The sequence below is a fragment of the Rhizobium sp. CIAT894 genome (genome assembly GCF_000172795.2).
Classification (GTDB): Bacteria; Pseudomonadota; Alphaproteobacteria; order Rhizobiales; family Rhizobiaceae; genus Rhizobium.
Genome location: NZ_CP020947.1, coordinates 3,837,349 through 3,864,307 on the forward strand (window position 1 = coordinate 3,837,349; position 26,959 = coordinate 3,864,307).

Below are 26,959 nucleotides of genomic sequence, written 5' to 3' on the forward strand. Positions count from 1 at the left end.
CGCATGACAAGATGGGTAGGCAATGCTTGGTAATTGGGCTACCGTGCCAGGATCGTCACAAAAGGTTCACCGATATGGCGAAAGAGATCGAGCGAAAGTTTCTTGTACGCAGCGATGGATGGCGCTCCGCCGTCGAGACGAAGTCTGTCTTGAGGCAGGGTTACATCGCCTCGATGGACGATCGTTCCGCCCGCGTGCGCATCCTCGACGACAGGAAAGCGAAGCTGACGATCAAGATCGGCCGCAGCGCGATCACCCGCGATGAATTCGAATACGACATCCCGATCGCCGATGCCAAGGAGCTGTTGCAGAACGCGATCGGTATCGTCATCGAGAAGACGCGCTACCGCGTTCCGCATGAAGGCTTCGTCTGGGAGGTCGACGTCTTTACCGGCGAGCATCGCGGACTTGTTATCGCCGAGGTGGAGATGACGGCGGAAACGGACAACCCGCCCCTGCCCGCCTGGCTCGGCCGCGAAGTGACCGGCGATGTCCGCTATTCCAACCAGGCCCTTGCCACAGAATACGGGCACGACAGGCATGGCCTATCGCATTCGGCCTGATGCCGGCTTCACCAAAGAGTTCCGCAACGTCGCCGCCGAACAGTTGAACCGGGCCATCGCGATTCTTGAAGAGCGGCCGGACGGTGCGCATGAGGCGATCCATTCCTTCCGCAAGAACCTGAAGCGATTGCGTTCGCTTTACCGCCTCGTGGCCCGCGCGGTACCGGATTTCCAGAGCCGCGAAAACGCCAGGCTGCGCGATGCCGCCCAGTCGCTGTCGGCGATCCGCGATGCGGCCGCCCTCATCGGCACCGCGCAATATCTGCAGCACTCGGCCCGTGGGCCGGAGGAGAGCGAGGCGCTCGGCCGCATCGTCACCATCCTCGAAGGACGCCGTGACTGGATGGCGGATGCCGAAAGCGACCTGGAACAGCGGTTGACGGAAACCTCCGGCGTTCTGCAGCAGGCGATCGCCGCCCTGGACACGGTTTCCTTTGACGGCGGCCACCGTAAGAGTGCCAGCATGCTGGGCAAGAGCTGGCGCCGCACCGCGCGGAAGGCAAAAGCCGCGCTTGCGGCTTGCCGCGGCGAGGCATCCGCCGGCGATTTTCACGATCTGCGCAAACGCACCTACGACTATCGGCTCTACCATGATCTTTTGCGCGATGCCTGGCCCGGCGCAATGAAGGCGAAGAGCGATGCGGCCAAGGAACTGGTCGAGGATCTCGGCCACATCCACGATCTTGCCGTGCTCTCCGAACTGGTCGAGGCCGAGCCGCAACTGTTTACCCGCAATGACGATCTCGCCCACCTGCTCGACGCCATCATCTTCCGCCAGCAGGAAGACCGGCGGCAAGCACTTGTCAAAGCCGAAACCGTCTTTACCGATGATCCCGACGAGGACGCTGAGCGCATCGAGCTTCTCTGGCTGACCGCCGGACGTTGAGGGACGTAAAATCGGGCCGCTTGTGCGCTGTCGGGTTTGCCACTGCGCCGGCGCCAGTGAAATTTCATAAAAAAAACCATTGACCTCAAGTAATCTTGAGGTTCTACCCTCCGACGGTCGAACAAAAAGAGACCGGACCTGCGAGGAAGAAATGATCGCCGAAAATGCCGCCATGCCAAAGCTGCTCGGGCTTTACGAGACGCATCTGACCGTTGCCGATCTCAAGACCTCCACGGATTTTTATCGCGATGTCGTCGGGCTCGAACCGGCGGCTTCATTCGAGGAACGCAAGGTCGCTTTCCTTTGGGTGGACAACAGGAAGACCGGCATGCTCGGCCTTTGGGAAACCGGAACCGGGCCGCTGAAGATGCGGCTGCACATCGCCTTCCGGATGACCGCCGATAATCTGTTGCAGGCGCCCGCCATTCTCAGAGCAAAGGGCGTGGAACCTCTCGGCTTTACCGGTGAGCCGGCGGCGGAGCCAGTGGTTCTCGGCTGGATGCCGGCGCTGTCGATCTATTTCAGGGACCCTGATGGGCATTCGATCGAGTTCATCAGCATTCTCGACGATATCCCCGACCGGAGTTTCGGCGTGCGGGCGTTTTCCGAATGGCAGGCGCGGACCGTCGGCCACCTGAAGGCCACGCCGGCGAGGACATTGCGCAATCCGCCGATTTTCTGTATTTCCGCCCCATGACCGACAGCCTGACACACACCAGCCCGTTCCTCGTGGCCGCGCTCTACCATTTCGTTTCCGTGCCGCGCTTTGCCAGCCTGCAGAGCCCGCTGCAGACGCTTTGCGAGGAGAACGGCGTCAAAGGAACGCTGCTTCTGGCCCATGAAGGCATCAACGGCACGATTGCCGGACCCGATGCCGGCATTGGCGCCGTGCTCTCCTTCCTGCGCGCCCAGCCGGAATTTTCCGGCCTGGAGCATAAGGAAAGCCGCGCCTCGAAAATGCCCTTCCTGCGCATGAAGGTGAAGCTGAAGAAGGAAATCGTCACCATGGGTGTCGAGGATATCGACCCCAACAAGGTAGTCGGCACCTATGTGGCGGCCAAGGACTGGAACACGCTGATTTCCGATCCCGATACGATCGTCATCGACACCCGCAACGATTACGAGACGGCGATCGGCACCTTCCGCGGCGCGCTCGACCCGAAGACGAAGACGTTCCGCGAATTTCCCGATTGGGTGCGCCAGAATACCGGCCTGCACAACAAGCCGAAGATCGCCATGTACTGCACCGGCGGCATACGCTGCGAGAAGGCCACCGCCTTCATGAAGGCTGAGGGCTTCGACGAGGTTTATCATCTGAAGGGCGGCATCCTGAAATACCTGGAGGACGTGTCGCAGGAGGAAAGCCTCTGGGACGGCGCCTGCTTCGTCTTCGACGAGCGGGTATCGGTCGAGCACGGGCTGAAGGAAGGCGAACACAAGCTGTGCCATGCCTGCCGCAACCCGATCACATCAGAGGAAGTCACCTCGCCGCTCTATGAAGAAGGCGTTTCCTGCAGCCACTGCTATTCCAAGCGCACGGAGGAAGACCGGCTGCGTTACCGTCAGCGGCAACACCAGATCGCTCTCGCGAAAAAGCGCGGCCAGCGGCATATCGGCAGCTGAGCCGGGATTTCGCGCATCAGCCTGGCTGTCTGAGGATCACGCCGCGGTCAGGCAGCGCTGATGCGGCGCGCCGGCTCCGCCGCACGTCGCTCGTTCAGCATCGCGGTGATGAGATCTGCTGTAACGGGCTTTCCGAACAAATAGCCCTGCAGACAATCGCAGCCGAAGAGGCGCATGGCTATTGCCTGCTCCTCGGTCTCGATGCCTTCGGCCGTCACCGGAATATCAAGCGAGCGGGCGAGCGCCACCGTCGCCTGCAGCATCTCGCGCTGGCGCTTGTCCTCGTTGACACCCATGACCAGAGAGCGGTCGATCTTGATCCGGTCGAAGCCGAACTGCCTGAGATAACCGATCGAGGAGAAGCCGGAGCCGAAATCGTCGAGCGCCACCTTGACCCCCAGCGCCTTCAGCCGTTCGATCGACTGGCGCGTGCGCTGCGGATTCTGGATCATGTAGCCTTCGGTGATCTCGAGCGTGATGCGCCCGGCCTCGATATCCGTCTGCTTCAGCACGTAGCGTACATAGTCGGCAAAAGCGGGATTGCGGAACTGCCCGGGCGAGACATTGACCGAAACGTTGAGCTCCGGCCATTGTTTGGCCGTCTCGCAGGCCTTGCGCAGCACGAACAGCCCGAGCGATTCGATGAGGCCGCTGGTCTCGGCGATCGGGATGAATATCTCGGGTGAAACAGGGCCGTGACCCGGACGGTTCCAGCGCACCAGCGCCTCGACACCGGTCGGCGCATGCGTCACCGCATCGATGAGCGGCTGGTAGGCGAGCGTCAGGTCGCCGCTTTCGATGGCGATCCTGAGATCGAGTTCCAGCGCATTGCGCTGCTCTCGGTCCGCATCCATCGACGGATCGTAAAGCATCATGCGCGCGCGGCCGGCTTCCTTCGCCTTGTACATGGCAAGGTCGGAGCGACGTACCAGTTCTTCGCGCCCGATCGTGCCGGACGGCGACATGGCGATGCCGATGCTGGCCCCGACGACAACGACACGGCGACCGATCTCCAGCGGATCGACAAGAAAATCGAGGATCTGCTCGGCAAGCTGCAAGGCGGCGGCATTCTCGCTGTCGGAGAGAAAGGCGATCGCAAATTCATCGCCGCCGATGCGGGCAAGGACCGCGCCTTGCGGAATGAGCACGTCGAGCCCGGCCGCAACGGCGCGGATCAACTGGTCGCCGGTGCCGTGGCCATAACTGTCATTGACCTCCTTGAAGCCATCGAGATCGAGATAGAGGAGCAGCACATTGCGCTTGGCTTGGCGCGCCTCGACGACGAAACGGTCGACGGCAAGCCCGAGACCATCGCGATTGGAAAGGCCGCTCAGCCGGTCGCGGAGCGCCTCTTCGCGGGCATTGTTTTCCTCGGCTTTCAGCCTGCGGCCGGCAAACCAGCCGATGACCAGCAGAACCACGAAGAACAGCCCGACGAGGCCGAGCGCCTGGATGACCATCGGCCGCACCTGTGCATAGCCGACATCACCCGGCGAACGCGAGGTCCAGACGAGCTTCTTGAGCGTCGCCCCCGCCGGATCGGCGATCGGCACGAAATAGTCCGCCTCGAAGTTCGCAGGCGCCAGCCTCAGCCCGCCGATGACATAGGTCTGCCCAAGTGCCGCCACCCTGTCGTTGTCCAGATGGCGGGCAAAAACCAGATAGCGGTGCTGGCCGGCGGGCACGTCAAGCGCCCCGGATTTTTTCCGCACCAACGCCACGCCGACAGCGGCTATTCCCCGTTCTGTCGTGACGAAACCAACCGCCTGCGGCGTACCGGTCGGGCCGGCGGCCTTGACCGTCTCGAACAGGGTCCAGAGCGACGGCGCGAAGAAATCCGCAAGCGGCTCCTCCATCGGCTTGCCGTCGCGATAGGCCATGATCGGCTTCTTCTCGTCATCGATGACGATCGCCATGTCGAACAGCGCGCTGTTGACCGACATCTCGCCGTAATTGCTGACCGTCCAGGCCATGCCGTCGGGCGCGTAGACGTTGACGGCGGCGTCGTCCCAGGCAGCGTAATCGTCGAGTGTCGCGCTCAGCTGATCCTCGAAAGTCTTCAACGCCCCGATCGTCGTTTCACGTGAGCGTTCGTCATCGAGAAGATTGGCATTTTCGGCCACGCGCTCGAGCGCCGTCAGCACCATGATGGTCGCAACCGCGACGATGACGGCAAAGGAGAAAAGCACGCCCGTAACGGTAAGGTGACGGCCTACTCCCAATCCCTTGCTCTGCGACTTCCCGACTGTCTGCATCACGGCTCCCTGACCGTCCGACATTGCCAGTCAAGGGTTCAAAAACGTTTAAGCAAACGCTGTAGATCTTTGTGCCCGCACGTGGGGTAACGATCAACCCGGCTTATGATTGCCTTTCGGGAAGTGTGCTGCGAGTTCGCGATACCACCTGCCGCTTTTCTTCACCGTACGGACCTGCGTTTCATAATCGACATGGACGAGGCCGAAGCGCATGCGATAGCCTTCCGCCCATTCGAAATTGTCCATCAGGCTCCAGGCGAAATAGCCACGCATGGGATAACCGTCTTTGATGAGACCGGCCACGACATCGAGATGGTCGCCGAGATAATCGAGACGCGTCGTATCGTCGACCTCGCCGTCGACGACGCCGGTGTTGTCACAGGCGCCGTTCTCGGTGATGTAGCATTCCGGCAGATCGTAGCGGCGATAGAGGTCCTCGACCAGGAGCTTCAATGCCGGCGCATAGATTTCCCAGCCGATATCGGTCTTGACGTCGCTTGCCGGCGGCGCTTTCACAGTCCAGGGGAAATCGCCCTTGCGTTCGGCATCGTCGGTGACACGCTCGGGCGTGTAGTAATTCAGACCCCACCAGTCGAGCTTCTGGTTGATCAGCTTCAGGTCGCCATCCTCGACAACAGGCATGCGGTCGCCGAGCGCCTCGACGAATTCCTTCGGATATTCGCCCTTGAAGACGGGATCGAAGAAGGCGCCGTTGTGGAACTGATGCGCGCGCTCGCCCGCGGCAAGATCGGCCGGGCTTTCGGAGCCGGGGATGATCGAGGCAGCGTTGAGCACGAGCCCGACCGGTACATCAGGGGCTTCCGAGCGGATCGCCTCGACGCCGAGGCCATGGGCAAGGTTCATATAATGCATGGCGTGAAGGGCAGCCTGCATGTTGCGCTCGCCGGGAGCATGAATGCCATAGAGATGGCTCAGCCAGACGATGCACCAGGGCTCGTTGAAGGTCGCGACAGCGTCGAGACGGTCGCCGAGGCGGCTCATCACCGTCTTGGCGTAGCGCTGATAGGCATAGGCGGTCGAACGCGCCGTCCAGCCGCCATCGCCGGCAAGCATCAGGGGCAGATCCCAGTGGTAGAGCGTAGCGAAGGTCTTGATCCCGCGCGCCTTGCAGCCATCGACCAGCCGGTCGTAGAAATCGAGGCCCGGCTCGTTCACCGGACCCGTGCCGTCGGGGATAATGCGCGGCCAGGCGATGGAGAAGCGATAGGCTTCGACCCCCATCTCCTTGATGAGATCGAGGTCCTGCTCCAGGCGGTTATAGTGGTCGCAGGCAACGTCGCCGTTGTCGCGGTTATGGACACGGCCGGGCATATTGCAGAAAGCATCCCAGATGGACGGCTTGCGGCCATCGGCCTTGCCGGCGCCCTCGATCTGGAAGGCGGCGGTGGCGACGCCGAAGGTGAAATCACCGGGAAAGCGGCCTGCAAGCGTCTTCGCATCGATCATCTGTAATCCCCGTCTCTCAGCATGTGGACTGACCGTTGGCCGGGATTTAGCCAAGCCGGCAGGCAAAGTACAGGTCCGCAGGAAGAAAAACTGCAACGTTGCAGTAAGAACGGCAAAGCAGCCGGGAAGGCATCCTTTCATCACCGGGGGTTGCCACGCTTTCCGCCCCGTCCGCTCTCATAACGCGAATGTCAGCAGTCGTGACTTGCTGCCGAGCCCATGATCACTACACAGCGAAGGCATCGCAAACATGAAAGGAATCCCATGCTGTCTTCGATCCATCTGCTGCAGCCGCATCTGCTGAGCCTGCTGCGCATCGTCTCGTCGCTCGTGCTTTTCAGCTATGGAACGCAGAAGATCCTGCACTTTCCGGCAGCGGCAAACGTACCGCCGATGGGCTCGCTCTCCTGGACCGCCGGACTGATCGAACTGATCCTCGGCTTCCTCGTGCTGGTGGGATTCCAGACCCGCATCGCAGCCTTCGTGCTCTCGGGCCTGATGGCTTTCGCCTATTTCATCGGTCATGCGGGAAAGAGCTTTTATCCCGCGCAGAACGGCGGCGTTGCCGCGATCCTGTTCTGCTTCGTGTTTCTTTATCTGGTGGCGGCAGGCGCCGGCCCGCTCAGCGTCGACAACCTGCTGAAGCGTGGCCGCGCTGCTGCCTGATCACCATAAGCAAAACGCCGAGACGACCTGGGTCCGCCTCGGCGTTTTTCATTGGGCCACGCGAATCGGCAAACTCAAACCTTGACCCATGCGCCGTTTTTCTTCGAAGAGGCAACGCAAGCCTCGACGAAGGCCACGCCCTTCACGCCGTCATCGACTGTGGGGTAGACCACAGCCTTGTCGACGGCCTTGCCCTTCTTGCGGGCGTTGATCGCATGCGCGGCTTCCGTATAGATTGTCGCAAAAGCCTCGAGATACCCTTCAGGATGCCCTGACGGCACGCGGGAAACGCGGCCCGCAGCCGCGCCTGACCCGGCGCCGCCCCGGGTGATCAGCCGCTTCGGTTCGCCGAACGGCGTATACCAGAGGTAGTTCGGGTCCTTCTGGGTCCATTCCAGCCCGCCTTTGGTTCCGTAGACGCGAACCATCAGGCCGTTTTCATGGCCGGGCGCCACCTGGCTGCACCAGAGCATGCCTTTGGCCGGCTTCTCCGATCCCTTCGCCTTGAAACGCAGCATGACGTGGGCATTGTCATCCAGCCGGCGGCCGGGAACGAAGCTGTCGAGATCGGCAGCCAGGCTGTCGAGTTCCAGCCCGGTAATGAAGGAAGCAAGATTATAGGCATGCGTGCCGATATCGCCTGTGGACCCGCCGACGCCGGACTGCGCCGGATCGGTTCGCCAGGCCGCCTGCTTCTGGCCGGTCTGCTCGACCGCTTCCGTCAGCCAGTCCTGCGGATATTCGGCCTGGACCACTCTTATATCGCCGAGTTCGCCGTTGGCGATCATCTCACGCGCCTGACGCACCATCGGATAACCGGTGTAATTATGCGTCAGCACGAAGAGCGCGCCGCTCTCGTCGGCAATTTTCTTCAGTTTTTTCGCATCGGCAAGGTTCGATGTCAGCGGCTTGTCGCAGATGACATGGATGCCGCGCTTCAGGAATTCCTTGGCCGCATCGTAGTGCACATGGTTCGGGGTGACGATCGCCACCGCCTCGATACCGTTCTTCAGCTTCGCCTCGCGGATCGCCATCTCGCGGTAGCTGGAATAGGTCCGCGACGGATCGAGGCCGAGGTCGCGGCCGGACTGCACGGCCTTCTCGGGCGTCGACGACAGGGCGCCGGCGATGAGATCATATTGATCGTCGATGCGCGCCGCGATGCGGTGCACCGCGCCGATGAACGCGCCCGCGCCGCCGCCCACCATGCCGAGCCGGATGCGCGGCTCGCGGGTCTGTTCGGATGATGCTTCGATTACCATTCTTGTCCTCCTGGAATTTAACTTGGTGCGGATGCGGCCCCTCATCCGGCTGCCGCCACCTTCTCCCCGTTCTGACGGGGAGAAGGGATATGCCGTGACCTCTCCGTCCCTCGCTAACGTCTCACAAGGCACGTCCCCTCTCCCCGTCAGAACGGGGAGAGGGTTAGGGTGAGGGGCAGTTTCGCGGCAAGAACCTATGCCTTAAAGCCCCAGCATCCGCCGATTGGCGGCCTGATCCGTGCCGCTGCCGGCAAAATCGTCGAAGGCTTTTTCGGTGACGCGAATAATGTGGGCGGCGACGAACTCGGCCCCTTCGCGGGCACCGTCCTCAGGATGTTTCAACGCGCATTCCCATTCGACCACGGCCCAGCCGTCGAAATTATTGGCCGTCATCTTCGAGAACACGGCACCGAAATCCACCTGGCCGTCGCCGAGCGAGCGGAAGCGGCCGGCGCGCTCCACCCAGCCCTGATAGCCCCCATAGACGCCCTGGCGCCCGCTCGGATTGAACTCCGCATCCTTGACGTGGAACATCTTGATGCGGTCCTTGTAGATGTCGATATTGTCGAGATAATCGAGGCACTGCAGGACGTAGTGCGATGGGTCGTAGAGCATGTTGGCGCGGGGATGGTTCTTCACCCGCTCCAGGAACATCTCGAAGGTGATGCCGTCATGCAGGTCCTCGCCCGGATGGATCTCGTAGCAGACGTCGATGCCGTTTTCATCCGCATGGTTGAGGATCGGCGTCCAGCGGCGGGCAAGTTCGTCGAAGGCGGTCTCGACCAGACCGGCGGGACGTTGCGGCCAGGGATAGACGAAGGGCCAGGCAAGCGCGCCGGAGAAGGTCGCATGCGCCTTGAGGCCGAGGTTTTTCGATGCCGTCAGCGCCATCTTGACCTGCTCGACCGCCCATTCCTGGCGCGCCTTTGGATTGCCGCGCACTTCGGGGGCCGCGAAGCCGTCGAAGGCTTCGTCATAGGCCGGGTGAACGGCGACGAGCTGGCCCTGCAGATGGGTGGAGAGTTCCGTGATCTCGATGCCGTTTTCGCGCGCCTTGCCGGCGAATTCGTCACAATAATCCTTGGAGGTCGCGGCCTTCTTCAGGTCGATCAGCTGGCTTGCCCAGCTCGGCACCTGGACGCCCTTATAGCCGATGTCGGCCGCCCATTTGGTGATTGCGTCCCAGGAATTGAAAGGCGCAGTATCGCCCGCGAACTGGCCAAGGAAAAGGCCGGGGCCCTTGATCGTCTTCATGTCAGATTCCTCCCTGAATATCGACCGTAAACGTTTCTGAAATGTTGTAGCACGCAATTTGGCAGGCGCAAGGCACCTTCCCGCCTTTGCTTCGCGCATCGGCACGCAGGCCGGATGAGACAGGCCTGCGAACTAATCATGATGGGCTTTGACGGGCAAGAGGTACGTGCAGCATTTTCGGCTGTGCGCCGAAGGCAAGCATAAAAACGCGCCCATCCTTTCGAATGGGCGCGCCCTGCAGTCGATGGATCAGAACGGAGAATCCGGGAAATAGAAGTCCTTGGCATTGTCCTTGGTGACGAGTGTTGCGTCGAGGATGTAATTGCCGTGGACCGGGACCTGATCGTAGAGCGCCGCCGCCGTGAGTTCCATTGCCGTGCCGACCATTGCCGGCGGGTAGAGAACGTCGACCGGGATCAGCTTGTCGCCGTCCATGACCTTCTTGACCATGTCCTTGGAGCCGGCGCCGGCAACGACATACTTGATGTCGGTGCGCTTGGCCTGCTCGATCGCCTGCAGAACGCCGACGGCCATGTCGTCGTCCTGGCACCATACGACGTCGATCTTCTGGTACTTCGTCAGGTAGTCCTGCATCACCTTGAAGGCATCGTCGCGGTTCCAGTTGCCATACTGGCGATCGAGAACCTTGACCTTGGAACCGGCAATGCCCTTGTCGAAACCGTCCTGGCGCTGCTGGTCGATCGGGATCGGCAGACCACGGATGATGACGACTTCAGCGTCCGGAGTCTTTTCGGCAATGTACTTGCCGGCGACTTCGCCGAGAGCCGGGTTGTTGCCGGCGACATAAAGGTCGCGCACGGAATTGTCGTTGTTGCTCGGCGCGCGGTCGACGAGAGCGACAAATTTGCCCTTGCCTTTGACTTCCTTGATGGCGTTGACGAGCGGATCCGGGTCCGACGGCAGAATGACAAGGGCATCGATGCCCTGCGTATCGAGATCCTGCACAGCGTTAGCCTGGCTGGCGGCATCCGGCGAGGTCTTGACGATGACGTTGAGACCGGGATGTTCGGCCATCAGCAGCTTGGCGACGCGTTCGGCATGGAAGACGACGCCCGAGGTCCAGCCGTGGTCGGCAGCCGGAATGGAGACGCCGATGGTGAATTTCTTGTCCTGGGCGTGAGCGGCGCCGGCGAACGTCACCGCCGCAACCGCGAGACCCAACATCAATTTCCGCATGCTATTTCCTCCCAATGACTTCAGGGACTTGTTCCATCGGGACCGGACGCCCTGTAAGCCCGGCCGAATTGTAAACCCGGTCGAATGAGCCGGTCAGATCATGATTTGCGCACCAGCGAGCGCTGGACGAACATGGCGATGATGATGATCGCCCCCTGAATGGCGCCGATCAGATATTCGCTGATGAAGTTCGAAAGCAGCATGATGTTGCCGACGAGCTCGAGGATGAAGGCGCCGCAGATCGTGCCCCAGACCCTGCCGGCGCCGCCCTTCAGCGCCGTCCCGCCGACGACGACGGCAGTGATCGCCTGCAACTCCCACAGGATGCCTGTCGTTGCCGAGGTCGAGCCGAGACGCGGAACATAGAGCAGCACGGCGATGGCGACGCAGAGCCCCTGGATGACGAAGGCGATCGTCCGCACGCGGTTGACCGCGATGCCCGAATAGCGGGCGACATCGCTGTTCGAACCGACAGCAACGACATGGCGCCCATAGCGCGTGCGATAGAGGATGAAGGCCGCAACAGCTGTCACCGCCAGGATCACCACGATCGGCAGCGGCACGCCGCCGATATTGCCGAAATAGGCGGGACGATAGAGCGTCTGGATATCGGCCGAACGCAGGGTGATCGCGCCGCCCTGCGACAGCCATGTCGTCAGGCCGCGATAGATGCCCATCGTGCCAAGCGTGGCGATGAACGGCTCGATCTTGCCCACCGTGGTGATCAGGCCGTTCGCCAGACCGCAAAGTGCACCGGCAACGATCGTGAAGACGACCGCGACCGTCAGCATCAAAGCCGGATTTTCGATGGCGCCCGAATTCATCAACAGGATCATCAGGCTGGCAACGAAAGCCACCATCGAGCCCACCGACAGGTCGAGATCACCTGCCGATATCACGAAGGTCGCGCCGACCGCGATGATGGCGATGAAGGCGCTGCGGGTGGCGACGTTGGCAAGGTTGGTGATGCCGATGAAATTGGGATTGACCAGAGCTCCGACGATCAGGAGCAGCGCCAGGGCGACGAAAGGTGCGACCGCACGCAGATCGACATCCCGCCAGGATCGGCGCCGGATTTCCCTGGTCTCCTCGTTGACACTCATATCCAAAACCAACCTCCCGTCCCATATTTTCTGGGCATCTTCTCTGTCGTCCGGATCGGCGAAGCCCTGCTTCAAAGCCTCAGGCCGCCGCCTTCTTCTTGAGCCCGGCGGCGTAACGCATGATTTCCTGTTCGGAAATCTCGTCTCCTTCGAGCACGCCGACGATATGTCCTTCGCGCATCACCACCACTCGGGTGCAGAGGCCGATGACTTCAGGCATCTCCGACGAGACGACGATGATCGACCGGCCGTCCCGGGCGAGCGCCGAGATGAAATGATAGATCTGCTGCTTGGTGCCGACATCGATGCCGCGCGTCGGTTCGTCTATGATGATGATGTCGGGCTCGGTCTCCATGACCTTGGCCAGCAGCAGCTTCTGCTGGTTTCCGCCGGACATGCGGCCGGCGATGATATTGCCGTCGCGAACCCTGATGTCGAAACGGCGTTTGGCCTTCGCCAGTGCAGCCGCCTCGCTGGCTGGGCTGAGATAGCCGTGGCGGCCGTGCCTTTCGAGCGATTGCAACGTCAGATTGGCCACCATGCCGGAGCGCAGCAGCAGCCCCTTCGACTTGCGGTCCTTGGTCATGTAGGCAAGCCCGCAGCGATTGGCGGCATGCACGTCGCCGGAAGGAACCGTTTCGCCCTTGATGACCACCTCGCCGTCAAGACGGCTTCGCAAACCGGCGATCGCTTCCATCAGCTCGGTACGGCCGGAGCCGATCATGCCGGAGAAGCCGATGATCTCGCCCTTGCGCACCTCGAAGCTCGCATCCTTCACATAGCCCGTCGACACCGAGGCAACGCGGAGCACGACCTCCTCGTCCACGTCAGGTTCGACCTTGGCGGGATAGAGGCTGGAAAGTTCGCGGCCCACCATCAGCTGCGCGATCGATTCCCCATCCAGAATGGATGTCGGCGACGTCTTGATCCACTGGCCGTCGCGCAGGACCGTCACCCGATCGGTCAATTCCATGACCTCGTCGAGCTTATGGGAGACGAAGACGAAGCTCGTGCCCTGGTCGCGCAGCTTGCGGACCTGCTTGAAGAGCATATTGGTCTCTTCCCGCGACAGCACCGCGGTCGGCTCATCCATGAACACGACCCGCGCATCACGGCTGATCGCCTTGGCGACTTCGACCATCTGCTTGTCGGCGATGGAAAGCGTGCTGATCAGGGCATTCTCGTCGACATGCGAACCCAGCACATCGAGAACCTTGCGCGTCTCCGATCGCATATATTTGCGGTCGAGCACGCCGAACCGCGTGACTTCGCGCCCGAGAAACAGGCTCTCCGTCACCGTCAGATGGTCGGCGAGATTGAATTCCTGATGGATGATGACGATCCCCAGCGCTTCCGCTCCGCCATTCGGCGGCAGCACGACAGGCTTGCCGTCGAGCAGAATCTCGCCGGAACTCGGCTGCTCGAAGCCTGACAACACCTTGACGAGCGTGGACTTGCCGGCGCCGTTCTCACCCATGAGGGCATGGATTTCGCCGGCACGGAGATCGAAATTGACGCTGAAGAGCACCTGCACGCCGCTGAAGGATTTGCATATGCGCCTGGCGGACAGCACCACGGGTGCGGTGTCGGCGGTCTCCACGGTCATCATGCTCTCCCCCAAGAGCGTCTTGCATCCGGCGGAAGGCACCGGCGCTGCTCCATCACCTTGAACTAGCGCACATTCCCATTTTGAAAACCGCTTCCTGTTTTCGGGTGCTGTGAGCTGCGGCTCCCATCCGCTTTGAAGTTTATGTAAACCTTTACATCACCTATGTAAAGGTTTACATGGTGGATTTACGCAGATCCGTTGAAGCCTGCCTTTGACCTCTCGACAAGTCTGTGTAGTGTCGCGGCGAAGACAGCCCAAGGCAGAGCTCAGTGTCGAATTCCACGCCCGCAACCATCGAAGACGTCGCCCGGATCGCCGAGGTCTCCATCGCGACGGTGTCCCGGGCGATCCACATGCCGGAGAAGGTCGCCAACTCCACCCGTCTCAAGGTCAACCAGGCGATCGCCGTCACCGGCTACACCACCAATGCCATGGCCCGCAGCCTGAGGCTCGGCCGCTCCAACATGATCCTCGTGGTGGCGCCTGATATCGGCGACCCGAATTTCTCCAACATCCTTGTCGGTCTGGAGAATGAGGCGCGCGCGCACGGCTACGGCGTCCTGATCGGCCACACGCAGAACGACGCCCAGCGCGGGCTGGAATATCTGAAATTCTTCAACTCCAACCAGGCTGCCGGATTGATCCTCTTCACCGGCATCCTGCCCTTCGGTCATCAGACCATGACCGCGCGGCTGCCGCCGAGCGTCGGCGTTTTCGAGCCCGTCTTCAATGGCGGCATTCCCTATGTCGGCGTCGACGATACCGAGGGGGCGCGAAAGGCGGTGGACCTGCTGCTGGCCGAAGGACATCGCAAGATCGCCTTCATCGGCGATTCGCGCACCCGGCTTGCCTTTATCCGGCGCCGCATGGGATATGATGCCGAACTCGATGCGGCCGGCATTCCGCCCGATTTGAGGATCGTGCTCGAAGGCGACGGCACGATTGAAAGCGGCCGGCATGCGGTCGAACAGCTTTTCATGCGCGACACGCTGCCCACGGCCTTCATGTGCGTAAACGACCAGACGGCGATCGGCGTCATGATCGGGCTTGGGGCGCGGGGCTACGATATTCCAAGGGATTTCTCGGTGACCGGTTTCGACGACGTGCCGCAGGCCGTCTTCATATCGCCGTCGCTGACGACGATCCGCCAGCCGCGAACGGCGATCGGCAAACAGGCCATGGCGCTGCTGTTGGAACTCTTGTCCGATGGCCGGCCGGCCGAGACGGAAATCCTGCTGCGGCCGGATCTGGTGGTTCGCAACTCCGTCTCCGCACCGTCGCGCCAATGGTTCAAGCGCTGAAGACGCTATAATAACCAGCTACAAAAAGCTGCGCCGGCGACCGTGGGCCGCCGGCGCGCTTTATCAGACGTAACGATTGACGACGTTTTCGAGCAGTTCCTGCTTGCCGGATCTCGGCTGCGGGTTCACGTCCTTGGTTTCGACCCAGTTGGTGATCTCGTCCAGCGAATATTCGCCGCGGAAGAGCTTCTGGGCCTCGGCCGATTCCCAGCCGGCATAACGATCGGCGAGCGGCTGCGACAGGGCCTTGTCCTCGATCATCCTGGCGGCGGCTTTCAGGCCGCGGGCGCAGCAATCCATGCCGCCGATATGGCCGATCAGCAGATCCGCCGGATCGAGCGACTGGCGGCGCAGCTTGGCGTCGAAGTTGGTGCCGCCGGTCTTGAAGCCGCCGCCCGCCAGGACGTGGTAATAGGCGAGCGCCATTTCCGGAACGTTGTTCGGGAACTGGTCGGTGTCCCAGCCGGACTGGTAGTCGTTGCGGTTCATGTCGATCGAGCCGAAGATGCCGAGCGCATTGGCGAGCGCCAGCTCGTGCTCGAAGGAATGGCCGGCAAGGATCGCATGGCCCTGCTCGATATTGACCTTCACCTCGTTTTCCAGACCGTGCTTCTTGAGGAAGCCGTAAACGGTGGCGACGTCGTAGTCATACTGGTGCTTGGTCGGCTCCTGCGGCTTCGGCTCGATCAGGATCGTGCCCTTGTAGCCGATCTTGTGCTTGTATTCGACGACGAGGTTGAGGAAGCGCCCGAGCTGGTCAAGCTCGCGGCCGATATCGGTGTTGAGCAGGGTTTCATAGCCTTCGCGCCCGCCCCAAAGCACGTAATTCTCGCCGCCGAGCTTCTGCGTGGCGTCGATGCAGGTCTTGACCGTCGCAGCCGCGAAAGCAAAGACATCCGGATCCGGATTGGTGGCTGCACCCGACATATAGCGGCGGTGCGAAAACAGGTTCGCCGTGCCCCAGAGCAGCTTGGTGCCGGTAGCGGCCTGCTTTTCGGCGAAATAATCGACGATCTCGTTCAGGTTCCTGGTGTTCTCGGCAAAGTTCTTGCCTTCCGGGCGCACGTCGGCGTCATGGAAGCAGTAATAGGGCGCACCCAGCAGCGAGAAGAATTCGAAAGCGACGTCGGCCTTCAGCTTGGCAGCCTTCATCGTGTCTTCGAACCAGGGACGCAGGAAGGTCTGGCCGCCGAAGGGGTCGCCGCCCGGCCAGGTGAAGGTGTGCCAATAGGCGACAGCAAAACGCAGATGGTCTTCCATGCGCTTGCCGAGAACGATCTCGTCCGGCTGGTAATAGCGGAAGGCCAGCGGATTGGTGCTGTCGGGGCCTTCATATTTGATCTTCTGGATATCGCCGAAAAATCCGGTGCTCATCTTGGGTCTCCTTGGGTTCGTATTTTTTCGAAGCTCTGAATTGATGGTCTACGCCAGAGGCCCCCTCATCCGCCTGCCGGCACCTTCTCCCCGAAGGGGAGAGGTGGCCCGAAGGGTCGGATGAGGGGGCCGCTGGCTCAAACTCTCAATGCGCCAGCGACTTGATCGCCGGATAGAGTGCGCGGTAGCGCTTGTAGGCATCCTCATAAGCGGCGCTCAGCGCCGACACCGGCTCGATCGTGCCTGATGTCACCGGCGGCGTGCAGACAGCGATCGGATCCGCACCCGTTGCCGCAATCAGACCGAGACGGGCTGCACCGAAGGCCGCGCCGAAATCGCCGTCGGCCGGCAGGTCGACCGGAACACCGAGCGCGGTCGCGATCGACGCCAGCCAGTAATGCGAGCGCGAACCGCCGCCGATCGCCGTGACGCGGGCGATGCTGGTGCCGGCCGAGCGTAGCGCTTCGAGATTGTCGCGGATGGCAAAGGCCACACCTTCGAGCACCGCCTGGGTGAGCACGGCACGGCTGCTTTCATGTTCGAGGCCGATAAAGGCGCCGCGGATGACCGCATCGTTGTGCGGCGTCCGCTCACCGGAGAGATAGGGCAGGAAGGTGACGCATGTGGGCGTCTTCAGCGTCTCGCCGAGTTCGCCTGTGAGATCGGCAGCCGACTTGCCGGTCACGCCGGAATGCCAGTTGAGCGCATCGGTGGCCGAGAGGATGACGCCCATCTGGTGCCAGGTGTTCGGCAATGCGTGACAGAACGCATGCACGGCGCTTTCAGGCTTCGGCAGATAGGAACCGTTAGCGGCAAAGAGAACGCCTGATGTGCCGAGCGAGACGAAGGCGGCGCCGTCGCTGACCGTGCCCATGCCGCAGGCGGACGCCGCATTGTCGCCGGCGCCGCCGGCAACGACGACATTGCCGGATATGCCCCATTGCGCCGCCAGTTCGGGCCGCAGCGTACCGGCCTGCTCGGTGCCTTCGACAAGCGCCGGCATCTGCTCCTCGGAAAGATCGGTAGCGGCAAGCAGCTCGGACGACCAGGCGCGTTTGCCGGTATCGAGCCACGAGGTCCCGGCCGAATCCGACATTTCGGAAATATATTCGCCGGTCAGCCAGAGACGCAGATAGTCCTTCGGCAGCAGCACCTTGGCGATCTTGGCGAAGATATCTGGCTCATGCTTCTTGATCCAGGCGAGTTTCGGCGCCGTGAAGCCGGGGAAGACGATATTGCCGGTGAGGGCACGGAAACGCGGATCGGCATCGAGGGCGGCCGCCTCGACATGGCTGCGCGTGTCGTTCCACAGGATGCAGGGGCGCAGGACCTTGTCGCTGACATCAATCAGCGTTGCGCCGTGCATCTGGCCGGAAAGGCCGATGCCCTTGACTGCGGCAAGCTCTTTCGGATGTTTTGCCTTGAGGCCGGCAACGGCCTCCTCAGTGGCACGCACCCAGTGGGCCGGCTCCTGCTCCGACCAGCCGGAATGCGGACGCGAAACGTCGAGCGAACCGTTGGCCGAGCCGACGATCGTCTGATCGCCGTCGATCAGCATCGCCTTGACGCCGGAGGTTCCGAGATCGAGACCGAGATACATCTGGTATTCTCCTTTGCCGTTACGGCAGATTGTCTTTCAGGAATATGTCGAGACGGATGCGCTCCTGCGCTTCGATGACGGCAAGCCCGTCCGCCTTGGCCTTCAGCACGCGGATGGCGCTGCGCACCTCATGGCCGGCGTCCTGGTTGAGGATCGCATCGATCGTGCCGTCGAGGAGCGCCGCACGCGTATGGGCGGTCAGTTCGTGGGCGACCACGGTCAGCGTCCGATCGACGGACTTCTCTTTCAATGCCCGGATCAGGCCGCGATTGCCGGCGCCGAGACTGTAGACACCGACGATGCCGGCATTGTGGGAAAGCGCATCAGTGACGAGCCTATGGGCGACCTCGGGGTCGTCGCGACCTTCGAGAACCGGCAGGATCGCCAGATCGGGAAATTCCTCGGCCATGACGGCGGTGAAACCCTCCAGCCGCTCGCGATGGTCGCGCACCAGCATGGAGCCGGCAAGAACGGCGATCTCACCTTTTCGAGCTCCTAAAAACCGGCCGAGCAGCCGGGCAGCCGTACGACCGGCCGCAATGTTGTCGATGCCGGCATAGTGATGGCGCAGCGACCCCGTCAGATCGGAAACCAGGGTGACGATCGGAAATCCCGCCCGAACCAGCCTGTCGACGACATCGCGCACCTCAGGTGCATCGGTCGCAACCATCGCTATGCCGCAACGTTTTTCCTGGGAAAGCCCTTCGAGCACCGAGACGAGTGCCGCCGGGTCGAATGCGGATACTTCGATGGTACGGATATCGGTGCGCTCGGCCGACGACCGGAGGATCGCCTGCCGGATCTCGGCATTGAGCCCGTGCATGAAGGAATTGTCGCTCGCCGGCAGGATGAAGACCAGCGGATAGGTGCGTCCCTTCGCGAGATTGGCGGCGGCGACGTCCCTGATATAACCAAGCTGGCGGATTGCGCTCTCGACCTTCTCCCGCGTGACGTGACGCACACCGGGACGCTGGTTGAGAACCCGGTCGACAGTCGCGAGACTGACACCGGCGGCAGCGGCAATATCGTGAACAGTTGGTCTCATCATTCCTCCCGACGAGACCCTTAGCGCCAAATTTGATGTACGTAAATCAAAAAATCGAACAGGCCGGTTTCCTTATCGATTTTCCGGCATTGCTCGCCCGATTCGGGCTGATCGGCCGGTGATCATCCGCCTGATCGCACGGAAGCTGCAAAACCGCAACAAAAAGGCCCTCCGGAGAGGGCCTTTTCAAGGGGCGGCAGGCCGGAGGTCAGTGGCCGCCACCGCCTCCCCCGCCTTGCGGCGCGGGTTTCTTGATCATGGCGACACCGAAGATCATTGCGACAAAAAGCGCAGTCAGGATCAGGAAGATATCGCTGAAGGAGAGGATCACCGCCTGCTTGGTGGCAAGGCCGACCATCTGCTTGATCGCGACCGAAGCGCCATCCATGCCGTATGTGTTGAAATTGGCGGTCATGTTGTTCATCTGGTCCACCGCCGCCGGATTGCCCCAGTCCATATTCTCCCGCAGCCGCTCGTAATGCACGTCCTGGCGGTTGGTGAGCACGGTGTTGATGACCGCGAGGCCGACGGCGCCGCCGAGGTTTCTGGTCAGGTTGAACAGGCCGGATGCGCCGCGGATGCGCGAGGGCGGCATCGTGCCGAGCGCGATATTGTTGATCGGCACCATGCACATCATCAGCCCGAAACCGCGCAGGATCTGCGGAATGAACAGCTCGTAGAAATCCCAATCCGCCGTCAGGTGTATCATGATGTATGTGCCGGCGGCGAAGCTGGTGAAGCCGATCACCATCATCAGGCGCAGGTCCATCTTGGTCGACAGCTTGCCGGCGATCGGCGCGGTGAAGAACATCGCAAGCCCGGAGACGAACATCGTCTCGCCGATCATCAGTGAATCATAGCCGCGGATACGGCCGAGATAGACCGGGTAGATATAGGTGAGGCCATAAAGGCCGATGCCCATCACGAAGGAGAAGATCGAGCCGAACGAGAAATTCCGGTTCGCAAAGGCCTTGAGATCGACGACGGGGAACTCCACCGTGAAGGCGCGATAGAAGAAGACGATTGCTCCAACGCCGGAGGCGACGGCGGCAATCGCGATGGAACTGTCGTTGAACCAGTCGTTCGAATTGCCCTCTTCGAGCACATATTCCATCGTGCCGAGGAAGATGCCCATCGAGATCAGTCCCCACCAGTCGAACTTCTTGAAGAGCGACAATTCCGGCTTGTCGAAATCGATGAAATTCCAGGTGACGATCGTAACGATGATGCCGGGAACGATATTGACGAGGAACAACCAGTGCCAGGAGAAGGCGTGGCTGAGATAGCCGCCGACGGTCGGGCCGATGGTCGGCGCCAGCGTCGCGATCAGGCCGATGATCGGCGAAACGATGCTGCGCTTCGACGCCGGGAAGATGGTAAAGGCGGCCGCGAACACCGACGGGATCATGCCGCCGCCGATAAAACCCTGAATGGCGCGGTAGACGATCATCTGGTCGATATTCGTCGCCGTCGCGGCGAGCGCGCTCGCCATGGTGAAACCGGCCGCCGAGATCGCGAAGAGATACCGCGTCGAGATGATGCGCGCCAGTGTGCCCGAAAGCGGGATCATGATCACTTCGGCGATCAGATAGGCCGTCTGCACCCAGCCGACTTCGTCGCTGCCCGCCGAAAGACCGGCCTGGATTTCGGCAAGCGAGGCCGAGACGATCTGGATGTCGAGGATCGACATGAACATGCCGAGCACCATCGCGAAGAAGGCGATGAGCTTCCTCGGATCCATGCGCTCGTCGGCGTGGGCGGGCGCTGCCGGAATCGTTCCCGCTGTTGCTGTCGCGCTTCCGGCCATCGGACCACCTCCGCCTTTTCTTAAAGGCTTACTTGCCCGGCGCCGTGCGGGTATCGACGTCGACGACGACGCTGAGACCCGCGCGCAGGCGCCCGCTGTCAAGCGCATCCTGCGGCAGCGCGATGCGCACCGGCACGCGCTGGATCACCTTGGTGAAGTTGCCCGTGGCATTTTCCGGCGGCAGCAGCGAGAAGACCGAGCCGGACGCCGGCGAGATCGATTCGACGGTGCCGACAACAGGATGGTCGCTATAGGCGTCGACATGGACGTTGACCTTCGAACCGGGAACCAGATGCTGGATCTGCGTTTCCTTGAAGTTGGCGTCGATATAGAGCTCATGCACCGGAACGAGCGCCATCAGCCGCTGGCCGGGCGAAACGAGATCGCCTTCCTGGACCGAGCGGTTGCCGACGATGCCGTCATAAGGCGCCTTGAGCACGGTGAAGGAGAGGTCGCGGGCAGCCTTGTCGCGCGAGATCTCAAGCGACCGGACCGAGCCTTCGGCCTCCTTGCGCTGGGCCTGGAGAATGGTGATGTTGGCCTGCGCGGCCGTGATGTTGGCGTCGCCGCCGGCAAGATTGGCCTTGGCTTGGTCGAGGGCGATATTGGCGTTGTCGAGATCGGCAGCCGTGCCGACCGACTTCGCCTGCAGCTCGCTCTGGCGCTTCTGGGTGATCTCTGCGCCGCGAACGGCCGCTTCGAGTGCCACCTTCTGCGCCTGCGCCTGCACGAGGCTGGCATTGGCGCCTTCGATCTGCGCGTCGATGCGCTGCAGCGAAAGCTGTTCGGTGGCGATCTGGGCCTGGGCCAGGTCCAGGGCGTTCTGATAGTCGCCGTTATCAAGCGTGGCAAGCACGTCGCCCGCTTTGACTTCCTGGTTGGCGACCACATTCACCTTCGCGACGTAGCCCGTGACCTTCGGCGAAATCGTTGCAATATCGCCCTCGATATAGGCGTCGTCGGTCGACACCATGAAGCGGCCGTTCGTCCACCATTCGTAACCGTACCAGCCGCCGCCGGCGAGAAGAGCAAGCACGACGATCGGCAGTACCGGACTGCGGCGCTTCTTCGCAGCGGCGGGTGCGGCGACCGAAGCCGGCGCCGACTGCGCCGGGGCAGACGGCTTTTCCAGGGCTTCCGCCGTCGGAGCCTCGGCGACGACCGCGACCTCGGCCTTTGCCTCTTCGGCTCCGGCATTTTCGCTGACGATCCGCGCGACGTTGCTTTTCTGGTTGCTCGACATGGCCACTTACCGATCTTGGAGTAATTCATCGAACTGAACGGTTCGGTTCAGTTGACATAAACCTGTTTTATCGTCATATCAAGATGTATAGAACCAATCGGTTCGATTTCTTTAACGAAAATGCGAAACCGTGAATACGGTTAAGGAGACATGACGCTGAAACCCGACCATGCCGCCGTCTTCAGCCCCCCCGCTGCCGGAGGCCGATTTGCCGCGGGCGAAGATCCGGCCAAGCGCCAGCAGATTCTTGCCGGCGCCAAGCGCGTCTTCATGAAAATGGGTTTCGACGCCGCCAGCATGAACGACGTGACGCGCGAGGCCGGGGTCTCCAAGGGAACGCTCTACGTCTACTTCACCAACAAGGAAGAACTGTTTTCGGCGATGATCGAGGCCGAGCGCGCCGCCTTCGTGGCGGCCGTGCGCACCGCGCTTGCCGAACATGACGATCCGGAAGCCGGCCTGTACGAATTCGGGATAAGTTTCGTCACCCATATGACCGACGAAAAGGTCATCAATGCGATGCGCACCGTTCTCGGCGTTCGCGACCGCATGCCGGTGCTCTGTCAGCGCTTCTTCAAGGGCCCGGAAAACCTGCGCACCATCATGCGCGACTTCCTGGAACGGCATGTCGCCGAAGGCACGCTTGAGATCGACGACATCGATCTGGCCGCCGGCCAGTTCCTCGATCTCGCCAGCGGCAGTTTCTTCAAGCTGCGCCTGTTCGGAACCATGGAAGAGCCGCCGCATCGCGACGAAATCGAGCGCGTCATCCGCGGCGCGATCCGGGTCTTCATGGCCGCCTACAGCGTGCGCCGGCACGAAACCGCCTGACCGCCTCCTTGACGGTGGCCGCGTATCGCCCAAAATTCCGCAACGACGATCAAACCCGGCTGCCGGCTTTTCTCTAAGGAAGAAGTCGCAACCGCTGCATAACTATGCAGCAATTCACAGTGCTACAGCGTCCTTTGCGCGTCTCAAAGGACGCGCGGCGCTGTAGGGAGTGAGAATGAGCGCCATCGCACGGGCGATCTGGTTCATAGAGAGCCATTTCGAAAGCGATCTATCGCTGGAAGAGATATCCGAGGCCGCCGGATTGTCGCGCTATCATCTGTCGCGCGTCTTCGGGCTCGTCACCGGCCACTCGATCAGCGGCTATATCAGAGGACGGCGCCTCAGCCGCGCCGTGCCTGCGCTTGTCGGCGGTTCATCCACCATTCTCGAGGTTGCGCTTTGTGCGGGCTACGGCTCGCACGAAGCCTTCACCCGTGCCTTCCGCGACCAGTTCGGTGTGACGCCGGATGCGGTGCGCAGGCAGGGGCACGCCCGTAACCTTGTCCTGCTGGAGCCGATCAGAATGGACCCCGCCCACCTCAACGACCTCGAACCGCCCCGCTTCGAAACCCTTCAGCCGATGCTTTTTGCCGGTCTGCAGGAGATCTACGCCTATGGCGGCAATGCCGCCATCCCCTCGCTCTGGCAGAAGTTCAATGCCCATTTCGGCCATATATCAGGCCAGAAAGGCAACGTCGCTTACGGCATCTGCACGCATATCGACGGCGAAGCGGAGAAATTCCGCTATATGGCCGCCGCGGAAGTCGCCGACGCCGGTGATCTGCCGGCGGATTTTGCCACACTCAAGCTGCCGGGGCAGCGCTACGTCGTCTTCACCCATCGCGGCCATGTCTCCGGCATTTCCGTGACCATGCACCGGATTTTCGGCACCTGGTGGCCGACCTCCGGCCTGGAACACGGCGCCTTGCCCGACATGTTCGAGCGTTACGACGAGCGCTTCGACCCCTATACCGGCATGGGCGTCACCGAAATCTGGCTGCCGGTCAGAGCATGATGCCGAAAATTGCGAGCGGTTTTCTCATGACATCATGCTCTAACTCTTTAATTTAGAACAGGATTCAAATTTAAGGCCGACCCGGCCTTAAATCATCCTGTTCTAGGGAATAAAAGTCACACCAATTTCGTATATCCCCTTGCGGCGCTTGCGTGGCAGGCCGCCGATACTACATTGCGCGCGTCATCCAATCATGTGACGCAAGAGGGATATACGCTGATGCAGGAAATCATGACGCTCATTCAGGATCCGGCCGCCTGGGTGGCGCTCATCACGCTGGTGGTGATGGAAGTCGTTCTCGGGATCGACAACCTGATCTTCATTTCCATTCTCACCAACAAACTGCCGCCCGAGCACCGGGAGAAGGCCCGCAAGATCGGTATCGGTCTTGCGCTGGTCATGCGCCTGGCGCTTCTCGGCACCGTCGCCTGGATCGTGCAGTTGACCGAGCCGCTGTTTACGGCCTTTGGCCACGGCTTTTCCTGGAAGGACCTGATCCTGATTGCCGGCGGCCTGTTCCTCGTCTGGAAAGCCACCAAGGAAATTCACCACACCGTCGACCCGATCGACCAGCAGGAGGATTTCATCGCGACATCCGTCACGACGGGCTTCGCATCGGCGATCGGCCAGATCCTGCTGCTCGACCTCGTCTTCTCGGTCGACAGCATCATCACCGCCGTCGGCATGACGCCGCATCTGCCGATCATGGTGATTGCCGTCATCGCCGCCGTTACCGTCATGCTGGTCGCCGCCAACCCGCTCGCCAACTTCATCGAGAGGAACCCGACGATCGTCATGCTGGCGCTTGCCTTCCTGCTGATGATCGGCACGACGTTGATCGCCGAAGGCATGGGCTTCCACGTGCCGAAGGGCTACGTCTACGCCGCCATGGCCTTCTCGGCGCTGGTCGAGGTGCTGAACATGTTCGCACGCAACGCGCGCAAGCGGAAACGCGAAGGCGCGCATTGAGGCTGATAGGAGGGCGCGCTGCAGCCAGCGCGCCCTCTCAGCGCCGGCAAGCCGTTGCGGACGCGGTTTTTCTTGACGCGCCCTGTTGAATATGGCCTAAGGCCAGCCGAACGGACGATCGGCGGAGTGTGCGGGCGAATGCCCTTTTTCGGCCGGTTTGCCGATGAAGATATCTGCATCCTTCCGGCCGAACGTCGCTTTCCCGCGAATACCGTCCGGCATTCATTGACGGGCACATACAATGACAGTTTCCGGGACAGCTACCGGCGTCCGCGTCCGCATCGCTCCCTCGCCGACCGGCGAGCCGCATGTCGGCACCGCTTACATCGCTCTCTTCAACTACCTCTTCGCCAAGAAGCACGGCGGCGAGTTCATCCTGCGCATCGAGGATACCGATGCGACGCGCTCGACCCCGGAATTCGAGACGAAGGTGCTGGACGCGCTGAAATGGTGCGGGCTGGAATGGAAGGAAGGCCCCGATATCGGCGGCCCCTACGGCCCCTATCGCCAGTCCGACCGCAAGCCGATGTACCAGCCCTACGCCCAGGAATTGCTGGACAAGGGCCATGCCTTCCGCTGTTTCTGCACGCCCCAGCGCCTTGAGCAGATGCGCGAGGCGCAGCGCGCTGCCGGCAAGCCGCCGAAATATGATGGTCTGTGCCTCGGCATCACGGCCGAGGAAGTCACCTCGCGCACGGCCGCCGGCGAAGCCTCGGTCATCCGCATGAAGATACCGGCCGAAGGCTCCTGCGACTTCACCGACGGCGTTTACGGCGATGTTTCCATCCCGTGGGATTCCGTCGACATGCAGGTGCTGATCAAGGCCGACGGCATGCCGACTTATCACATGGCCAACGTCATCGACGACCATCTGATGAAGATCACCCATGTGGCGCGCGGCGAGGAATGGCTGGCTTCGGTGCCGAAGCACATTCTGCTTTATCGCTATTTCGGCTGGGACCAGCCGGTCTTCATGCATCTGTCGCTGATGCGCAATGCCGACAAGTCGAAGCTGTCGAAGCGCAAGAACCCGACCTCGATCTCCTATTACACCGCGCTCGGCTATATCCCCGAAGCGCTGATGAACTTCCTCGGCCTGTTCTTCATGCAGATCGCCGAAGGTGAAGAGCTGTTGACGATGGATGAGCTCTCCGAGAAATTCGACCCGGAAAACCTCTCCAAGGCCGGCGCGATCTTCGACATCCAGAAGCTCGACTGGCTGAACGGCCGCTGGATCCGCGAGAAGCTCTCCGAAGAGGAATTCCAGGCGCGCGTGCTGACCTGGGCGATGGAGAACGACCGCCTGAAGGCTGGCCTGCGCCTGTCGCAGACGCGCATCTCCAAGCTCGGCGAACTGCCCGATCTCGCAGGCTTCCTGCTGAAATCAGATCTCGGCCTGCAGCCTTCCGACTTCGCCAAGATCAAGTCGCCGCCGGAAGAGATCCTCGAGATCCTCAACACCGTTCAGCCGGATCTCGAAAAGATCCTGGAATGGAATGTCGAGACGATCGAAGCGGAGCTGCGCGCGATCTCCGATCGCATGGGCAAGAAGCTGAAGGTGGTGGTCTCGCCGCTCTTCGTGGCCGTCTCCGGCTCGTCGCGGTCCCTGCCGCTCTTCGATTCCATGGCGATCCTCGGACGCTCCGTCGTGCGCCAGCGCCTGAAACTCGCCGCCCAGGCGGTCGCCGCCCTCGTCGGCTCGAAATGAAAGTGGAAGCCCCTCCCCCTTGTGGGGAGGGGCTTGGGGAGGGGCCTTTTCCACAAAACCCCTCCCCTCCGCTTCGCTCCGACCCTCCCCACAAGGGGGAGGGTTAGCGTCGAGCCAGTCGCCACGCTTCGGGTAAACGAACGTTGGTTTAGAATTCATGCCGCATCGATGAGGCAAAGAA

The 26,959-nt window shown here is 61.6% G+C and carries 21 protein-coding genes and 1 pseudogene; 10 read left to right on the plus strand and 12 right to left on the minus strand.

Going from position 1 to position 26,959, the window contains the following annotated elements:
• Positions 1-74 precede the first annotated feature (74 nt).
• The 4 genes and pseudogenes from RHEC894_RS18875 to RHEC894_RS18890 all read left to right on the plus strand — a co-directional run bounded on the left by RHEC894_RS18875 (position 75) and on the right by RHEC894_RS18890 (position 3,072).
• On the plus strand, positions 75-563 hold the full coding sequence (locus RHEC894_RS18875) for a CYTH domain-containing protein (protein WP_010069624.1): 489 nt from the start codon (positions 75-77) through the stop codon (positions 561-563).
• Positions 541-1,449: a CHAD domain-containing protein gene (locus RHEC894_RS18880; RefSeq protein ID WP_085738418.1), complete on the plus strand. Its 909-nt coding sequence runs from the start codon at positions 541-543 to the stop codon at positions 1,447-1,449. The genes RHEC894_RS18875 and RHEC894_RS18880 overlap by 23 nt, the downstream gene beginning before the upstream one ends.
• Before the next feature lie 151 nt (positions 1,450-1,600).
• Positions 1,601-2,071: pseudogene (locus RHEC894_RS18885) on the plus strand (VOC family protein); the annotation flags it as partial.
• Between the two features lie 71 nt (positions 2,072-2,142).
• Entirely contained in the window at positions 2,143-3,072 is a 930-nt protein-coding gene (locus RHEC894_RS18890) for a rhodanese-related sulfurtransferase (RefSeq protein ID WP_085738419.1), read from the plus strand.
• Positions 3,073-3,119: 47 nt separating this feature from the next.
• On the opposite strand, the gene RHEC894_RS18895 is transcribed toward RHEC894_RS18890, so the two are convergent.
• Together RHEC894_RS18895 and RHEC894_RS18900 are read right to left on the minus strand one after the other, a co-directional pair.
• A complete protein-coding gene (locus RHEC894_RS18895; RefSeq protein WP_085738420.1) occupies positions 3,120-5,327 on the minus strand; it encodes an EAL domain-containing protein in 2,208 nt (735 codons plus the stop codon).
• Positions 5,328-5,420: 93 nt separating this feature from the next.
• Complete coding sequence (locus RHEC894_RS18900; protein WP_085738421.1) at positions 5,421-6,794, minus strand: GH1 family beta-glucosidase; 1,374 nt, start codon at positions 6,792-6,794, stop codon at positions 5,421-5,423.
• A gap of 264 nt (positions 6,795-7,058) precedes the next feature.
• Between RHEC894_RS18900 and RHEC894_RS18905 the strand changes: the two genes are divergently transcribed.
• Positions 7,059-7,460 carry a DoxX family protein gene (locus tag RHEC894_RS18905; protein ID WP_085738422.1) on the plus strand — a complete coding sequence of 134 codons (402 nt, stop codon included), beginning with the start codon at positions 7,059-7,061 and terminating at the stop codon, positions 7,458-7,460.
• A 74-nt stretch (positions 7,461-7,534) separates the two neighbouring features.
• Here the strand turns inward: RHEC894_RS18905 and RHEC894_RS18910 are convergent, their stop codons facing one another.
• From RHEC894_RS18910 to RHEC894_RS18930, 5 genes are all read right to left on the minus strand, one after another.
• Positions 7,535-8,722, minus strand: coding sequence for a Gfo/Idh/MocA family oxidoreductase (locus tag RHEC894_RS18910; protein ID WP_085738423.1), 1,188 nt, complete (start codon positions 8,720-8,722; stop codon positions 7,535-7,537).
• 201 nt (positions 8,723-8,923) lie between these two features.
• Entirely contained in the window at positions 8,924-9,976 is a 1,053-nt protein-coding gene (locus tag RHEC894_RS18915; RefSeq protein ID WP_085738424.1) for a sugar phosphate isomerase/epimerase, read from the minus strand.
• A gap of 249 nt (positions 9,977-10,225) precedes the next feature.
• Positions 10,226-11,173: a substrate-binding domain-containing protein gene (locus RHEC894_RS18920; protein ID WP_085738425.1), complete on the minus strand. Its 948-nt coding sequence runs from the start codon at positions 11,171-11,173 to the stop codon at positions 10,226-10,228.
• A gap of 98 nt (positions 11,174-11,271) precedes the next feature.
• Complete coding sequence (locus RHEC894_RS18925; protein WP_085739053.1) at positions 11,272-12,276, minus strand: ABC transporter permease; 1,005 nt, start codon at positions 12,274-12,276, stop codon at positions 11,272-11,274.
• A gap of 79 nt (positions 12,277-12,355) precedes the next feature.
• Positions 12,356-13,882 (minus strand): sugar ABC transporter ATP-binding protein, encoded by a 1,527-nt coding sequence (locus RHEC894_RS18930; protein ID WP_085738426.1) that lies wholly within the window; start codon positions 13,880-13,882, stop codon positions 12,356-12,358.
• A gap of 272 nt (positions 13,883-14,154) precedes the next feature.
• Between RHEC894_RS18930 and RHEC894_RS18935 the strand changes: the two genes are divergently transcribed.
• Complete coding sequence (locus RHEC894_RS18935; RefSeq protein ID WP_085738427.1) at positions 14,155-15,186, plus strand: LacI family DNA-binding transcriptional regulator; 1,032 nt, start codon at positions 14,155-14,157, stop codon at positions 15,184-15,186.
• A 63-nt stretch (positions 15,187-15,249) separates the two neighbouring features.
• On the opposite strand, the gene xylA is transcribed toward RHEC894_RS18935, so the two are convergent.
• The 5 genes from xylA to RHEC894_RS18960 form a co-directional block, all read right to left on the minus strand.
• On the minus strand, positions 15,250-16,560 hold the full coding sequence (gene xylA, locus RHEC894_RS18940) for a xylose isomerase (protein ID WP_085738428.1): 1,311 nt from the start codon (positions 16,558-16,560) through the stop codon (positions 15,250-15,252).
• A gap of 145 nt (positions 16,561-16,705) precedes the next feature.
• A complete protein-coding gene (gene xylB, locus RHEC894_RS18945) occupies positions 16,706-18,160 on the minus strand; it encodes a xylulokinase (protein WP_085738429.1) in 1,455 nt (484 codons plus the stop codon).
• Between the two features lie 19 nt (positions 18,161-18,179).
• Positions 18,180-19,205, minus strand: coding sequence for a LacI family DNA-binding transcriptional regulator (locus RHEC894_RS18950; protein ID WP_085738430.1), 1,026 nt, complete (start codon positions 19,203-19,205; stop codon positions 18,180-18,182).
• A gap of 208 nt (positions 19,206-19,413) precedes the next feature.
• Positions 19,414-21,012 carry a DHA2 family efflux MFS transporter permease subunit gene (locus RHEC894_RS18955; protein WP_085738431.1) on the minus strand — a complete coding sequence of 533 codons (1,599 nt, stop codon included), beginning with the start codon at positions 21,010-21,012 and terminating at the stop codon, positions 19,414-19,416.
• Between the two features lie 28 nt (positions 21,013-21,040).
• Positions 21,041-22,255 carry an HlyD family secretion protein gene (locus RHEC894_RS18960; protein WP_085738432.1) on the minus strand — a complete coding sequence of 405 codons (1,215 nt, stop codon included), beginning with the start codon at positions 22,253-22,255 and terminating at the stop codon, positions 21,041-21,043.
• Positions 22,256-22,405: 150 nt separating this feature from the next.
• Here RHEC894_RS18960 and RHEC894_RS18965 point away from each other — a divergent pair, with 150 nt between their 5' ends.
• The 4 genes from RHEC894_RS18965 to gltX all read left to right on the plus strand — a co-directional run bounded on the left by RHEC894_RS18965 (position 22,406) and on the right by gltX (position 26,778).
• Positions 22,406-23,086 carry a TetR/AcrR family transcriptional regulator gene (locus RHEC894_RS18965; RefSeq protein WP_010068402.1) on the plus strand — a complete coding sequence of 227 codons (681 nt, stop codon included), beginning with the start codon at positions 22,406-22,408 and terminating at the stop codon, positions 23,084-23,086.
• Between the two features lie 175 nt (positions 23,087-23,261).
• Positions 23,262-24,101 (plus strand): AraC family transcriptional regulator, encoded by an 840-nt coding sequence (locus RHEC894_RS18970; protein WP_085738433.1) that lies wholly within the window; start codon positions 23,262-23,264, stop codon positions 24,099-24,101.
• A gap of 219 nt (positions 24,102-24,320) precedes the next feature.
• On the plus strand, positions 24,321-25,070 hold the full coding sequence (locus RHEC894_RS18975) for a TerC family protein (RefSeq protein ID WP_085738434.1): 750 nt from the start codon (positions 24,321-24,323) through the stop codon (positions 25,068-25,070).
• 241 nt (positions 25,071-25,311) lie between these two features.
• The gene (gltX, locus tag RHEC894_RS18980; protein ID WP_085738435.1) at positions 25,312-26,778 is read left to right on the plus strand and encodes a glutamate--tRNA ligase; all 1,467 of its coding nucleotides are present in this window, start codon (positions 25,312-25,314) and stop codon (positions 26,776-26,778) included.
• Positions 26,779-26,959: the final 181 nt, after the last annotated feature.

What these genes read in the sequence shown, in the direction of transcription:
- RHEC894_RS18875 (WP_010069624.1), top strand. Translation starts at nt 75, where the DNA reads ATGGCGAAAGAGATCGAGCGAAAGTTTCTTGTACGCAGCGATGGATGG.
- RHEC894_RS18880 (WP_085738418.1), top strand. Translation starts at nt 541, where the DNA reads ATGGCCTATCGCATTCGGCCTGATGCCGGCTTCACCAAAGAGTTCCGC.
- RHEC894_RS18890 (WP_085738419.1), top strand. Translation starts at nt 2,143, where the DNA reads ATGACCGACAGCCTGACACACACCAGCCCGTTCCTCGTGGCCGCGCTC.
- RHEC894_RS18895 (WP_085738420.1), bottom strand. Translation starts at nt 5,327, where the DNA reads ATGCAGACAGTCGGGAAGTCGCAGAGCAAGGGATTGGGAGTAGGCCGT.
- RHEC894_RS18900 (WP_085738421.1), bottom strand. Translation starts at nt 6,794, where the DNA reads ATGATCGATGCGAAGACGCTTGCAGGCCGCTTTCCCGGTGATTTCACC.
- RHEC894_RS18905 (WP_085738422.1), top strand. Translation starts at nt 7,059, where the DNA reads ATGCTGTCTTCGATCCATCTGCTGCAGCCGCATCTGCTGAGCCTGCTG.
- RHEC894_RS18910 (WP_085738423.1), bottom strand. Translation starts at nt 8,722, where the DNA reads ATGGTAATCGAAGCATCATCCGAACAGACCCGCGAGCCGCGCATCCGG.
- RHEC894_RS18915 (WP_085738424.1), bottom strand. Translation starts at nt 9,976, where the DNA reads ATGAAGACGATCAAGGGCCCCGGCCTTTTCCTTGGCCAGTTCGCGGGC.
- RHEC894_RS18920 (WP_085738425.1), bottom strand. Translation starts at nt 11,173, where the DNA reads ATGCGGAAATTGATGTTGGGTCTCGCGGTTGCGGCGGTGACGTTCGCC.
- RHEC894_RS18925 (WP_085739053.1), bottom strand. Translation starts at nt 12,276, where the DNA reads ATGAGTGTCAACGAGGAGACCAGGGAAATCCGGCGCCGATCCTGGCGG.
- RHEC894_RS18930 (WP_085738426.1), bottom strand. Translation starts at nt 13,882, where the DNA reads ATGACCGTGGAGACCGCCGACACCGCACCCGTGGTGCTGTCCGCCAGG.
- xylA (WP_085738428.1), bottom strand. Translation starts at nt 16,560, where the DNA reads ATGAGCACCGGATTTTTCGGCGATATCCAGAAGATCAAATATGAAGGC.
- xylB (WP_085738429.1), bottom strand. Translation starts at nt 18,160, where the DNA reads ATGTATCTCGGTCTCGATCTCGGAACCTCCGGCGTCAAGGCGATGCTG.
- RHEC894_RS18950 (WP_085738430.1), bottom strand. Translation starts at nt 19,205, where the DNA reads ATGAGACCAACTGTTCACGATATTGCCGCTGCCGCCGGTGTCAGTCTC.
- RHEC894_RS18955 (WP_085738431.1), bottom strand. Translation starts at nt 21,012, where the DNA reads ATGGCCGGAAGCGCGACAGCAACAGCGGGAACGATTCCGGCAGCGCCC.
- RHEC894_RS18960 (WP_085738432.1), bottom strand. Translation starts at nt 22,255, where the DNA reads ATGTCGAGCAACCAGAAAAGCAACGTCGCGCGGATCGTCAGCGAAAAT.
- RHEC894_RS18965 (WP_010068402.1), top strand. Translation starts at nt 22,406, where the DNA reads ATGACGCTGAAACCCGACCATGCCGCCGTCTTCAGCCCCCCCGCTGCC.
- RHEC894_RS18970 (WP_085738433.1), top strand. Translation starts at nt 23,262, where the DNA reads ATGAGCGCCATCGCACGGGCGATCTGGTTCATAGAGAGCCATTTCGAA.
- RHEC894_RS18975 (WP_085738434.1), top strand. Translation starts at nt 24,321, where the DNA reads ATGCAGGAAATCATGACGCTCATTCAGGATCCGGCCGCCTGGGTGGCG.
- gltX (WP_085738435.1), top strand. Translation starts at nt 25,312, where the DNA reads ATGACAGTTTCCGGGACAGCTACCGGCGTCCGCGTCCGCATCGCTCCC.